Raw genomic sequence first — 11,088 nt, forward strand, 5'->3', positions numbered from 1 at the left:
CCTTATTCGGCCCGACGGGCGACTTCGTTCAGATCCTTGTCCAATTCGATATCGAACTGGTTGCCGCCTTTGCAGATGACATCGTCAAGCTCGTACCCGGTATCCTCGACCTCGATATCGGCAGGGTCCATCTGGCATTCCATCTCGGCGAGCATCGCTTCTATCTTGGCGATAGTTTCCTCGTCTACACCGTGACCGCCGGCAAAAGCCGGAGCCGCAAGCAATGCGGCAGCGATGAATGCAATTGCCTTTTTCATGATTTGATCACCTCGTTACTGAATTGAGAAGGTCACGCTTTGCGCGTCACCTGTAGAGCCGGGGATGCGTAGCGTGTGTCTGCCGGGCTTGATGGCGATGAAAGACAGCTCGGCTGTGCCGGCTTTGTCGAATTCGATGCTGTCGATAGCCATAGGGCGAATCTCGATCTTGTTGATGACGATCTCGTTCATCCAGATCGCACGAAAGAAATCCGGGCCGCTAACGGCCAATTCTGCGGATCCGTCGGCGGTAATCTCCAGCTTGTAGTAGGCCCCAGATTGCAGCACGTGATCCTCGCCAAGGGGCTGACCGGAGGCGAGAGTCAGCTTGATGGTTTCCCCACGATTGCACGCGGCCAAAAGGCCAGCAAAGCCGAGATCGTCACAAAGAGGTGCCGCTGCAGCGGGTCCTGCAACCAGGGCGGAAAAGGCCGCGGCCAGAAGTTTCTTCATCGGTCTTAGTCCTTTCAATCTTCGATTGTCACAACGCCCCAGGGCTGTTGGCCCACCTGAACGGAACGGATGGCCTTTTCCTTTTCGACATCAATCACGGTGATGTCGTTGGAATTGCCGTTGGTGGTCAGGAGGTATTTCTGGTCAGGGGTGAAGCCCAATTGCCAGACCCGCTGACCGACGAGGATATAATCCAGAACCTCGAGACTTTCCCCGTCGACGACCGCCACGCGGTTCGCGGGACCAAGCGCGATGAAGACGCGGCTGCCATCTTCGGTCACCTTTACGCCCACGGGCTGCAACCACTCGGGCAAGACGCCCGGAACCTCGAAAGTAAGTTTCTTGATGACCGTGGGCGCGCCGTCTTCGGCAATGTCCATCACAGTCACCGTGCCACCGATCTCAGACGAAACGTAGAGACGAGTGCCGTCGGCGGTGTACTGGGCATAGCGGGGTCTCTGATCGACCAGCACGTTGTGCTTGATCTTGTAATCCTCGGTCGAGATGAAATGCGCCATGTTCGTGGTCTCGGACGTATTGACCACCCACTTCGCGTCTGGGCTCATGCCCATGCCCTCAGGCTCCACACCCACGGGAACCTCGGCCAGAACAGTGCGACTTTCGGTATCGGTCACGGTAACGAGGTTGTCGTCTTCGTTCGCGATGTAGAGCCGTTTGCCCGATGGCTCTATGATGAAAAGTTCCGGGTCAGGTCCGGACGGAAGACTCGGTAGCTCTTCGTAAGTCTGGGTGTCGAAGACGCGCACGATATTGTCGTCCGAAGCACAGACATAAAGCTTGGTGCCATCCGGGCTAACGGTAATGCCGCGTGGGCGGTTGCCGCCAAAGAACTCGGTCTCGACCTCCCAAGTATCGGTATCGACCACTGTGATGGTATTGCTGCGCTCGTTCGACACGAAGGCTTTGCCGGCAAACGCCGGAGCCGTGGCAAGCGCGACAAGCGCAGAGGCGAGAATGGCGGTTTTCATCGTCTCTCCCTTAGTTGAAAGCAGTGCATTGTGACTCGGGCCGGTCGAGCCCCATCGTGTCGAGCGGCGAGGTCTGGTGCAGAAACCCGTCCTGCGGACTGATGCTGACCGTCAGCCGCCCGTCATAAAGCATAACCGGCGTGCGAAGCTGTCCATTCCAGTCGCGGAAAGTGACCTTCGAGCCCGCAAAAGCCGCAAGTTCGAACTGATCGCTGATGACGTAATCGCGCACGCCCATTGGATCGGCGGTGCTGGCGCGTGTCACGGCCTCTCCTACGGCGCGCAACGCGATCCAGGTTGAATAATCGAGGGGCTGGATATAGCGCTCAGAGAGAGCCTCGAAACGGTTTTGGAACTGGGTCGCGCCAAACGCTTCGTGTCCGCCGTGAATCTCGATAGGGCGCAGACCTGCCGAACCCAATGTTGGGCGCGGCGTCCAGAGGTGAAACGGCAGATACTCGGCGAAATACTTGGTTTCATCGGCGGCGATGATCACGTCATGATCCGGCAGATCCTGCATGAACACGGGCAACTGACGCTGCACCATGACATGTCCCGAATCCGTTCGGCGGCTGCCGCCGGTATCTTCGAACTCACGCTCCTCGACGATGCGTGCGCCGAATTTGCGTGCCGCCCTGCGAAACGCGTCCGCCAGAGCAACATCCGGCGGATTGGACCCGTGAACGAGGACCCAGTCTGTCCATTTTTTCCAAACGGCGAATTGGGCCACGGCATCGGCCTGCATCCCGTATGAGTAGGTGGTATGCAAAAGGTTCGCACGGCAGGCGTCATCCCTGATCGCCATATCGGGGGCTTGCGCATTGAAGACAAGCGCCCCCTCCTCGGCGGCACGGTCGGTGAGGCGCAAGAGGTCCTCCGCTCTTGCCAGGATCACGATCAGGCGGATGCCTTCTCCAAGGATACGGTCCAGCGCGGCATCCGCCTCTTCCGGCGGCGCGCTGACCTGCAGTGTTTCATAGGTGTGGCCCATGAAGGACCCGGTCGTGTTGTTGTCCTGGTCGGCTAGGGCCGCTCCGGCAAAACCCAGATCGTCCGGCTTTAGATCGTAGCGGGACAGGGGAAGAAGCGTCTGATAATCTACCCGCAACACGGCTGCGCGCACATCAATTGCAAACGAAGGTGTCACGCTTAAAAACAACAGTGCCGACGCTAAGAGCGTCAGAGCGATGTTTCTCAATTTTTCCTCCCTGGGTCCGAATTGCATCGGATCTTCAACGTGGTCAGATAGCGGCGGTTTGAAAACCAATACTATCGGCCCGGTTGCCGTCGAAACCGTATCAGGGTGAGCATCGGATAGGAGTCTTATTTTTTAAGAATGCCCATGCGATATCTCGTTTTCGGTCTTTGCCTTCTTCTCGCTGACCCGTTGCATGCCGGTGAAAAGGTGGCATTCTTCGGCATGACCAAGCTCGACACCTCTTTGCAAACCAAGGCGCTTGGTGAAAGTCCGCAAGAGGCTATGCGGCTTGCCATGATCGAAGCGATCATTGTCGAGCGGTTCGAGAAAGAAGGGTTTGAATTCGTCGATCTGGAGCCGGAGCGCGAGGCCATCGACCGGCAGGTAAACCTGGCGAAGTGCTATGGCTGTGATAGCCGGATCGCCCGACGGCTTGGCGCGCAGTATTCTCTGGTGGGAGAAGTACAAAAGGTCTCGAACCTGATCTTAACCATGAATCTGCAATTGCGTGACGCGGAATCCGGCGTCCTTGTGAAAGGCGGGGTGGTCGACATCCGATCCAATACTGATGAAGGTTGGAGCAGAGGGATTCGGTACATACTGAAGAACAGAATTTTCCGAAGGGAGGAGTGATGAAACGACGTTTATTTCTTGCGGCAACGGTCGCGGCCCTTATGCCGTCCTTGGCCTTGGCCCACGGTCCGACGCGTCAGAAAGTGACTTTGACGACAGAAGTTGCCGCTGAACCGGCAGAAGTTTGGGAGGTTGTGGGCAACTTCCAAGACATGTCGTGGCACCCGGCGGTCCACAGCTCGACCGGCGAAGGAGGTAACGACATCGACGCGACGCGCGTACTGGTCCTTGGCGAGGCCGGTGGGCCGACCATTTCGGAAATCCTCTACAAGTTTAGCGACGAGAAAATGAGCTACTCCTACAGGATCACCGACGTTTTGGTCGAGGTCCTGCCCGTGACGAACTATTCGTCCCACCTTACGGTAAAGGCACGTGACGGCGGCGGATCCATAATAGAATGGCGTGGCGCATTCTATCGGGGCTTTCCGAACAACGATCCACCGCCCGAACTCAACGACGAGGCTGCCGTGGCCGCGGTGACTGGCGTCTATCAGGCAGGACTTGACGCGCTGGTCGATCGCTTCGGTGCGCCGGGGTCGTAAATTACTTCTATGTCTGTGCCTCGCCGCCGGGTCACCGGCGGCGGGCGATACGGCATTCGTAACCTGCCAGAACGGCGAGGTTCTCAGCATCCTAGATATCGATAGCGGCGAAGAGCGGGCACGCTGGCTTGTTCCGGGAAAACCCGCCGGCGTTTCCGTTGCGCCGGATGGCTCGGTCTTCACGGTGTCGCCAGACAGTAAGACCATCCGCAAATTTTCCCCGGACGGCGCGCTTCTGGGTAAGATCGTGCTGGATGGCGGCCCGATTGGTGTCGCGCATGATGCAGTGCGCGGGCGACTTTTCGTATCTGATTGGTATAACAGCCGCATCTGGGTTCTTAACGATGAAACCCTTGATATCCAAACAGAGCTTGTGACCGGTGCAGCTCCCGCAGGCCTTGCGCTTTCGGATGACGGACAGTTCCTCGCCTCCGCGGATCGGGACGCGGACCAAGTTACGGTCTTCCTCGCGGACACTCTGACGCTCCACGCGCGCGTCACTGTGGGCATCCGGCCATTTGGCCTGCGCTACGCGCCGGACGGCCGCTTATTTGTCGGCAATGTGGGGTCCAACGATGTGAGTGTCATCGCAACGGACGGCTCGGATGTGATCGAGACCGTTCCGGTCGGCGCCCGGCCTTACGGAGTGGCTTTCGCTCAAGGTCGCGCTTTCGTTACCAATCAGTACGAAGACAGCGTCAGCGTAATCGATTTGTCTTCCTTGGCCACTATTGGGAAAGTATCGGTTGGTGAGTATCCCGAGGGCATAGACAACACTTCCGACGGACGGCGCATCGTCGTGGCAAACTGGTTTGAGAACACGGTCACCGTTATCGACGCAGCAACCCTTGACGTGGTAAATGAGATTGAAACTGGTGACGGCCCACGCGCCTTTGGCGAGTTCGTTCTGGGAGGGAAAGAATGAAAAAGCAGTTTTTCGGAGCGGCGCTCGTATCGCTTTTTGCGTTTCCTGCGAGTGCCGGTGAGGCATGGGACAATCTGCGTAGTCAGCTTTTTGGCGAGCGCCCCTTGAAGGCCGCTGATCATGTCATTGCGATTGATGCCCCCTACCGCACGCAAGATGACGCGCGGACCCAAATCGCTGCACAAATTGTGGCCCCGCGCGGGCTGCGGGTCGGCACGGTCACCGTCGTTCTCGATGAAAACCCGATGCCGGTATCGGCGGTTTTCGCCCTGGATGATCCGCAGGCGAGCTTTTACTTCGACGTCACCATGCGCGTGAATGGGCCGACCCCACTGCATGTCGTGGCCGAGACGACTGATGGACAGCTTTTCGTGGCGGAAACCTTCGTTAAGACATCGGGTCAGGGCGCCTGTTCGGCCCCGCCCGGGTCCGATCCCGAAGCGGCCTTGGCGAGTTTGGGTAACATGACCTTGGATGTCGGAAGCGCGGTGCCGCTTTTGTCCGCTGATGCCCTTGCCAGTCTGGAGGCGCGGTTCCGCAAACTAAACGTTGATATTCAGCATCCTTCCCACTCGGGTATGCAGATGGACCAGATCTCACTTCTTTTCATTCCGTTAAGATATGTCGAAAAGGTCGAGATCGATCTGGACGGTGGCGGTTACGTTGATATGACCGGATCAATTTCCTTATCTGAAAACCCTCGCGTCAGCCTTTCGGTACCCGGACAAACACAGTCCGTCGATGTCACGATGACGGACACCAACGGCACGGTGAGCCACGAGCATAAACGGATCGCCGGTTTTTAGGTCTGCATTGCCTACGGCTGGGGTTCCATAGGCTTTATCCGCTCCAAAGGGTAGGACCAGAAAGCCCAGCCATCGGTGCCCTCTGGCATCCAGTAGACATCAGTGTAGCCCCATTCGATCGCCCGCTTCGCGGCGTTCCAGCTCATCCAGCAGTCTTCGAGACAGAACATGACGATAGGATGTGACATTTCCCCGCCGGTAACCTGCTCGAGCCCTTTGCGGAAATAGTCGGCGGTTACATCGGCGATTGCGCCATATCCGACATTCGGAAGCCAGATTGCACCAGGGATCGTGTCGCGGGGCTTGTCGCGCCAGATCGTTCCCTCTGGCAGGTTTTCGGGCTTAGGCGCCTGCGGCATCACGTCAATGAAAGCGGCGTTTCCGGATAGCCAAATATCATTTGCTGCCTGAGGATCCAGGACGGTGCCACCGGCAATGGTCGCAGGAACCGGCGCCCGATAATGATCCATCCTGTAGTCTTGGGGTTCCGGTATGATGTCGCTAAGAGCGAGGTTTGGCAGCAGCGCAAGAAACGTCGCTGCCAGAAGTTGTTTCATTTTCCGGTCTCCAGTACAGCATCGCCCATGTCATTCACCAACGGCACGCCAGCCTTAACCATGAGCGCATTTATCTCATCCTGATGACGGCGGATGAGCGAATTAAGTTCTCGCTGCCAGACCTTTTCACCTTGGCGCACGCCCATAGTAATGCGGAAAAAAAGCCTTGGCGGTAAATCTTCCTTGATCAAGGGAATGACGATGAAATCAGGATAGCTCTGTTTCACGATCGGCCCACCGAGCGGCCCCCAAGACAGTGCCGCGTCGATCTCTCCTGCCTTGAGATCCTCGAGCATATTCTCTGTCGGACTTTCATAGCGGCGATCGACCACGAGATTGTAAGGTCGCGCATTGACCAGGAGCCCATTTCGCGCCATGTGCGCAGACGGCGGAGTGCCAGCAATGACCCCGATCCGCTTATCCTTCAATAGCGGATCGGACAATTCTGTCACCTCAGCAAGTCCACCGTCCTTAGGCACAATCAACGTGTAGACCGATGTCATGTAGTGGTTCGTGTTCAGGACCAGTTCGTGGCCCTGAGCGTAGCCCATCACGACATCGCAGCGCTTGGCTTTAAGTGTATTGCGAATAAACCCCGTTGCCATCGGATACCACGTGTATTCTACCGGGAGATCCAATTTCGAGGCGATCAGCTCTGCCAGTTCGTTTTCATAGCCGCTTCCGTCTTCGGCGGACATCGGTAGATTTGCGGGGTCGGCACATACACGAAAAGATGTCGTGGAAACCAAATCCGAGGTCTGCGCTTTACCGGGTTCTGCGAACGCCACCAAAAGCAGCGCGAACAGAACCGGAAACGCAAGAAATCGGTCAGCCCATGCAGGCATCTTCAGCCTCTTGGATCATCTCCGATTTGGCTTCTTTCTTACCCGGACGGCCGCGCGGAACGGCTTCCATGCCACGTGCCTTGAGGTAGACGTAGATATCGTCAAGGTAGCACATGACGTTCGGGTTATCGCCGAAGTGCGGCATCACGGAGTTGCCGTTCTCACGACCGTTCACGACAACATCGTAGAACGCGTAGTAATCCATATGTACGGCGGAATTCTTGATCTTGGGTGCGTAAGTCGACCCCTCGCCATCGGGACCGTGACACACATGGCATTCCGCGTGATAGCGGCGGAAGCCTGAGAAGGTAAGCCAGTCAACGGTGCCGTCGTCGGCCACGTTGTAGGTCGGGATATCGTCTTCATTATAGTAGCGACCACCCTCTTCATAGGCGACGGCAACATCGACATCGACCTTGTCGGGATTGACCGGCTGGTCACTCCAGGATTGGGCGTTGGCACCGCCTGCAAGCGAGACTGCCAACGTCGCGGCGGATAGGTAGTAGGATGCGGTACGCAACATGAAGCAAGCCTTTCAGTTTGGGACTGTTAGTAAAAAAAGGGGCCGGCACCCCGGTCTGGCGTGCCGGCCCCGTCGTTCAGGATCGCTTAGTCAGGCAGAGCGAACACAGTCAGCTGACCACCCAGAGCGGTGTAGTCACTGAGGGCCGCGTAGCCGCCCACGGCGCCAAGACCGTCGTTCGGGTTGGTCAGACCAGCCGCGAGGCCGATACCTGCCCAGCCACCGACGCCCGAGAGGACGGCGACATACTGCTTGCCATCAGACTCGTAGGTCATCACGTTGCCGATGATGCCCGACGGAGTCTTGAAGCGGTAGAGCTGCTCGCCGGTTTCGGCGTGCACGGCCTTCAGGTGACCTTCGAGCGTGCCGTAGAAGACCACGTCACCGGCGGTTGCCAAGGCACCCGACCACACCGAGAACTGCTCCGGGATCGACCACTTGATCTCACCGTTGATGTTGTCCCACGCAATGAAGTTACCCATGCCGCCATGGCTGTCCGGAGCCGGATACATCGCCAGGGTCGCGCCCACATAAGGCTGACCTGCAGTGTAGGACACACGGAAGGGCTCATAGTCCATGCAGACGTGGTTGGTCGGCACGTAGAACGTCTCGGTCTTCGGCGAGTACGCAGCAGGCTGCTGGTCTTTTGTGCCGAGAGCCGCCGGGCAGATGCCGGTCGAGTTCACGTCTTCGCCGTTCTGCTCGGTGGAGTACTGAGCCACAACCGCAGGCCGGCCATAGGTGTCGGACTCGGGGTCCATGTCCACGCCAGTGGTCCAGTTGACGACCGGGTCGAACTTCTCGGCCACGAGAAGCTCACCGGAAACGCGGTCCATCGTGTAGGCAAGACCGTTCCGGTCAAAGTGGGTCAGAAGCTTACGCATCTCGCCATCGACTTCCTGATCCGTGAGGATCATTTCGTTGATGCCGTCGTAATCCCACTCGTCATGCGGGGTCATCTGGTAGAACCACTTGGCCATACCGGTGTCGATGTCGCGGGCCATGATGGTCATGGACCAGCGGTTGTCGCCCGGGCGCTGTGCCGGGTTCCACGTCGACGGGTTGCCGGTGCCGTAGTACATCAGGTTCTCTTCGAGATCCGCCGAGTACCAGCCCCACGTGGTGCCGCCACCGATCTTCCACTGGTCGCCTTCCCAGGTGTTGGTGCCCGAGTCTGCGCCGACCGGCTCACCCAGATGGGTGGTGTTTTCCGGATCAGCAAGGATGTCGGAGTCCGGACCCATGGAGTAAGCGCGCCAGACCTGCTCGCCCGAGTTCATGTCGTAGGCGGTCACATGGCCGCGCACGCCGAATTCTCCGCCCGAGATGCCGACAATGACCTTGTCTTTGACTGGAAGAACGGTCGCTGTATTGGTCTCGCCGATACCCGGATCGCCGTTCACGGCTTCCCACTGAACCTCACCGGTTTCCGCATCGAGCGCAACGATCTTAGTGTCGGCCTGGTGCAGGAAGATCTTGCCCTCGGCATAGGCCACGCCGCGGTTCACTGTATCGCAGCACATCACCGGGATCACGTTGGGATCCTGCTTGGGCTCGTACTTCCAAATGATCTTGCCTTCCTGGCTCAGATCGAGAGCGTAGACCATGTTCGGGAACGGCGTGTGCACATACATTGTGTCGCCAATCACGAGCGGTCCACCCTCGTGACCGCGAAGAACGCCGGTCGAGAATGTCCACGCAACCTGCAGATCACCGACGTTGTCGGCATTGATCTGGTCCAGCTCCGAATAGCGCTGGTTTTCATAGTCGCCCGTCTGGATCGCCCACTGTTTGGGGTCATCCATCTGGGACACGAGATCGTCATTTGCAAATGCCATCGAGGCACAGCAAAGGGCGATCCCCGAAGTGAAAAGCTTGAGCTTTTTCATTTTGGTCCTCCCTGAGGCGCGGCGGGATTGCCGCAAAAATTGACAACGGATCCACAATAGGGCGCTGCCGTTTTGAACTTTCGGGCCAAGTCTCTCCCCTCAGCCCGAAAGCATTTCGTTATCCTCCCTGCGTTCTCACTCGAACGAGGCAAGATATGCGATGACGTCTGCGCGGTCTTCTTCCTTGCGAAGACCGGCGAACGACATTTTGGTGCCCTTGGCGTAATCGCGCGGCTTTTCGAGGAAAGCGGCAAGCTCTTCAGGCGTCCAAGTTTTTCCTTCCGCTCCCATATCGGCGAGCGCGCTAGAGTAATTGAAACCTTCGACCGAGGCGATTTCGCGACCCACCACGCCGTTGAGTTGCGGGCCAACCTTGTTCTGGGCGCCTTCGCCGACGGCATGGCAGGCCATGCATTTGCGGAACACTTTCTCGCCAGCGTCCGCATCGCCATCCTGCGCGACGGCGCCGAGGGGCAGCAGCATGAGACAGGTGGCTCCGATGATTTTCTTCAGCATAATTAACCTTCCTTGGGATCAGTTCTCAGTTCAGACGGTCGGCGTGCCAGGCAACGTGATCTCCTGCGAAGGAATTCACGAAGAAATACGAGTGGTCGTATCCTTTCTGCATGCGCACCTGTCCGGGCTGCCGACGCTTCGCCATCATTTCAGCGAGCGCCTCGGGTTTCAATAACTCAAGAAACTGGTCATCTGCGCCCTGGTCAACCAGAAGTTCTCCTTTCCAGCCGTGCTCCTCCAAAAGAAGAGTTGAATCATGGTCCGACCATGCGCTTTCGTCATCACCCAGATAGGCACTTAGCTGCTTGCGCCCCCAATCCGATTGGGTCGGGTGCGCGATAGGCGAAAAGGCTGAAAGCGACTGGAAGAGGTCCTTGTTTCGGATCGCCAAGGTGATCGCGCCGTGTCCTCCCATTGAGTGGCCGGTAATTCCGTGACGGTCCTGAAGAGGCAAAGAATCCATCACAACAGAACGCAATTCGCTCACGATGTAATCATACATCCGGTAGTTGCGCCGCCATGGGTCGCGCGTGGCATTGACGTAAAATCCGGCACCCTGTCCCAGATCATAGGCCTCGTCGTCCGAAACGGAGTCCCCGCGCGGCGACGTGTCGGGAAAGATGACCGCCAGGCCGTGCTTGGCTGCATGTTCCTGAAAGCCACCCTTTGTCATGGCGTTTTCGTGGGTGCACGTCAGTCCAGACAGATACCAAAGCACCGGTACGGGCCCTTCCTCTGCCTGCGGCGGCAGGTAAGCGGCAAAGGTCATTTCGCATCCGCAGGTGTTCGAGCTATGCTTGAAGACCGACTGGGTGCCGCCAAAACTGCGGGTTTCTGATACGATATCGAGAGCCATTCAGAACTCCACGACGGCTCTGATGGATTTGCCCTCGTGCATGAGGTGGAAGCCCTCGTTGATCTCCTCGAGTTTCAGCTTGTGGGTGATCATCGGGTC

14 protein-coding genes are annotated in these 11,088 nt (G+C 57.8%); 4 read left to right on the top strand and 10 right to left on the bottom strand.

Features of this window, described 5'->3' with window-relative positions; genetic code table 11:
* Positions 1 to 2: 2 nt before the first annotated feature.
* From EZV60_RS16660 to EZV60_RS16675, 4 genes are read right to left on the bottom strand one after another with little or no spacing between them, the layout of a single operon-like run.
* Positions 3 to 257, bottom strand: coding sequence for a PepSY domain-containing protein (locus EZV60_RS16660; protein ID WP_135506768.1), 255 nt, complete (start codon positions 255 to 257; stop codon positions 3 to 5).
* A gap of 15 nt (positions 258 to 272) precedes the next feature.
* Positions 273 to 710 (bottom strand): cupredoxin domain-containing protein, encoded by a 438-nt coding sequence (locus EZV60_RS16665; protein ID WP_135506770.1) that lies wholly within the window; start codon positions 708 to 710, stop codon positions 273 to 275.
* A 14-nt stretch (positions 711 to 724) separates the two neighbouring features.
* Positions 725 to 1,699: a YVTN family beta-propeller repeat protein gene (locus tag EZV60_RS16670; protein WP_135506772.1), complete on the bottom strand. Its 975-nt coding sequence runs from the start codon at positions 1,697 to 1,699 to the stop codon at positions 725 to 727.
* A 10-nt stretch (positions 1,700 to 1,709) separates the two neighbouring features.
* Entirely contained in the window at positions 1,710 to 2,924 is a 1,215-nt protein-coding gene (locus tag EZV60_RS16675; RefSeq protein ID WP_135506774.1) for an ABC transporter substrate-binding protein, read from the bottom strand.
* A gap of 117 nt (positions 2,925 to 3,041) precedes the next feature.
* Between EZV60_RS16675 and EZV60_RS16680 the strand changes: the two genes are divergently transcribed.
* Genes EZV60_RS16680 through EZV60_RS16695 form a run of 4 tightly spaced genes read left to right on the top strand, consistent with a single transcriptional unit; the run spans position 3,042 to position 5,803 of the window.
* Complete coding sequence (locus EZV60_RS16680; protein ID WP_135506776.1) at positions 3,042 to 3,530, top strand: DUF3280 domain-containing protein; 489 nt, start codon at positions 3,042 to 3,044, stop codon at positions 3,528 to 3,530.
* Complete coding sequence (locus tag EZV60_RS16685) at positions 3,530 to 4,072, top strand: SRPBCC family protein (RefSeq protein ID WP_135506778.1); 543 nt, start codon at positions 3,530 to 3,532, stop codon at positions 4,070 to 4,072. Before EZV60_RS16680 ends, EZV60_RS16685 begins: the two co-directional genes overlap by 1 nt.
* Positions 4,032 to 4,997 (top strand): YVTN family beta-propeller repeat protein, encoded by a 966-nt coding sequence (locus EZV60_RS16690; RefSeq protein WP_245306335.1) that lies wholly within the window; start codon positions 4,032 to 4,034, stop codon positions 4,995 to 4,997. Before EZV60_RS16685 ends, EZV60_RS16690 begins: the two co-directional genes overlap by 41 nt.
* Positions 4,994 to 5,803 (top strand): quinoprotein dehydrogenase-associated SoxYZ-like carrier, encoded by an 810-nt coding sequence (locus EZV60_RS16695; RefSeq protein WP_135506780.1) that lies wholly within the window; start codon positions 4,994 to 4,996, stop codon positions 5,801 to 5,803. Before EZV60_RS16690 ends, EZV60_RS16695 begins: the two co-directional genes overlap by 4 nt.
* Positions 5,804 to 5,814: 11 nt before the next feature.
* Here the strand turns inward: EZV60_RS16695 and EZV60_RS16700 are convergent, their stop codons facing one another.
* The 6 genes from EZV60_RS16700 to fghA all read right to left on the bottom strand — a co-directional run bounded on the left by EZV60_RS16700 (position 5,815) and on the right by fghA (position 10,989).
* On the bottom strand, positions 5,815 to 6,360 hold the full coding sequence (locus EZV60_RS16700; RefSeq protein WP_135506782.1) for a PQQ-dependent catabolism-associated CXXCW motif protein: 546 nt from the start codon (positions 6,358 to 6,360) through the stop codon (positions 5,815 to 5,817).
* The gene (locus EZV60_RS16705; RefSeq protein ID WP_135506784.1) at positions 6,357 to 7,205 is read right to left on the bottom strand and encodes a substrate-binding domain-containing protein; all 849 of its coding nucleotides are present in this window, start codon (positions 7,203 to 7,205) and stop codon (positions 6,357 to 6,359) included. Before EZV60_RS16705 ends, EZV60_RS16700 begins: the two co-directional genes overlap by 4 nt.
* Positions 7,189 to 7,728 (bottom strand): c-type cytochrome, methanol metabolism-related, encoded by a 540-nt coding sequence (locus EZV60_RS16710; protein ID WP_135506786.1) that lies wholly within the window; start codon positions 7,726 to 7,728, stop codon positions 7,189 to 7,191. The genes EZV60_RS16705 and EZV60_RS16710 overlap by 17 nt, the downstream gene beginning before the upstream one ends.
* 86 nt (positions 7,729 to 7,814) lie before the next feature.
* On the bottom strand, positions 7,815 to 9,617 hold the full coding sequence (locus EZV60_RS16715) for a methanol/ethanol family PQQ-dependent dehydrogenase (protein ID WP_135506788.1): 1,803 nt from the start codon (positions 9,615 to 9,617) through the stop codon (positions 7,815 to 7,817).
* Between the two features lie 135 nt (positions 9,618 to 9,752).
* On the bottom strand, positions 9,753 to 10,133 hold the full coding sequence (locus EZV60_RS16720) for a c-type cytochrome (protein ID WP_135506790.1): 381 nt from the start codon (positions 10,131 to 10,133) through the stop codon (positions 9,753 to 9,755).
* Between the two features lie 25 nt (positions 10,134 to 10,158).
* Positions 10,159 to 10,989 (bottom strand): S-formylglutathione hydrolase, encoded by an 831-nt coding sequence (gene fghA, locus EZV60_RS16725; protein ID WP_135506792.1) that lies wholly within the window; start codon positions 10,987 to 10,989, stop codon positions 10,159 to 10,161.
* Between the last annotated feature and the right edge of the window lie 99 nt (positions 10,990 to 11,088).

The sequence above is a fragment of the Roseovarius aestuariivivens genome (genome assembly GCF_004761875.1).
Lineage (GTDB): Bacteria > Pseudomonadota > Alphaproteobacteria > Rhodobacterales > Rhodobacteraceae > Roseovarius > Roseovarius aestuariivivens.

Coding starts and splice junctions, on each gene's coding strand:
- EZV60_RS16705 (WP_135506784.1), bottom strand. CDS start 7,205: ATGCCTGCATGGGCTGACCGATTTCTTGCGTTTCCGGTTCTGTTCGCG.
- EZV60_RS16710 (WP_135506786.1), bottom strand. CDS start 7,728: ATGTTGCGTACCGCATCCTACTACCTATCCGCCGCGACGTTGGCAGTC.
- EZV60_RS16695 (WP_135506780.1), top strand. CDS start 4,994: ATGAAAAAGCAGTTTTTCGGAGCGGCGCTCGTATCGCTTTTTGCGTTT.
- EZV60_RS16685 (WP_135506778.1), top strand. CDS start 3,530: ATGAAACGACGTTTATTTCTTGCGGCAACGGTCGCGGCCCTTATGCCG.
- EZV60_RS16700 (WP_135506782.1), bottom strand. CDS start 6,360: ATGAAACAACTTCTGGCAGCGACGTTTCTTGCGCTGCTGCCAAACCTC.
- EZV60_RS16665 (WP_135506770.1), bottom strand. CDS start 710: ATGAAGAAACTTCTGGCCGCGGCCTTTTCCGCCCTGGTTGCAGGACCC.
- EZV60_RS16680 (WP_135506776.1), top strand. CDS start 3,042: ATGCGATATCTCGTTTTCGGTCTTTGCCTTCTTCTCGCTGACCCGTTG.
- EZV60_RS16720 (WP_135506790.1), bottom strand. CDS start 10,133: ATGCTGAAGAAAATCATCGGAGCCACCTGTCTCATGCTGCTGCCCCTC.
- EZV60_RS16670 (WP_135506772.1), bottom strand. CDS start 1,699: ATGAAAACCGCCATTCTCGCCTCTGCGCTTGTCGCGCTTGCCACGGCT.
- fghA (WP_135506792.1), bottom strand. CDS start 10,989: ATGGCTCTCGATATCGTATCAGAAACCCGCAGTTTTGGCGGCACCCAG.
- EZV60_RS16675 (WP_135506774.1), bottom strand. CDS start 2,924: ATGCAATTCGGACCCAGGGAGGAAAAATTGAGAAACATCGCTCTGACG.
- EZV60_RS16715 (WP_135506788.1), bottom strand. CDS start 9,617: ATGAAAAAGCTCAAGCTTTTCACTTCGGGGATCGCCCTTTGCTGTGCC.
- EZV60_RS16660 (WP_135506768.1), bottom strand. CDS start 257: ATGAAAAAGGCAATTGCATTCATCGCTGCCGCATTGCTTGCGGCTCCG.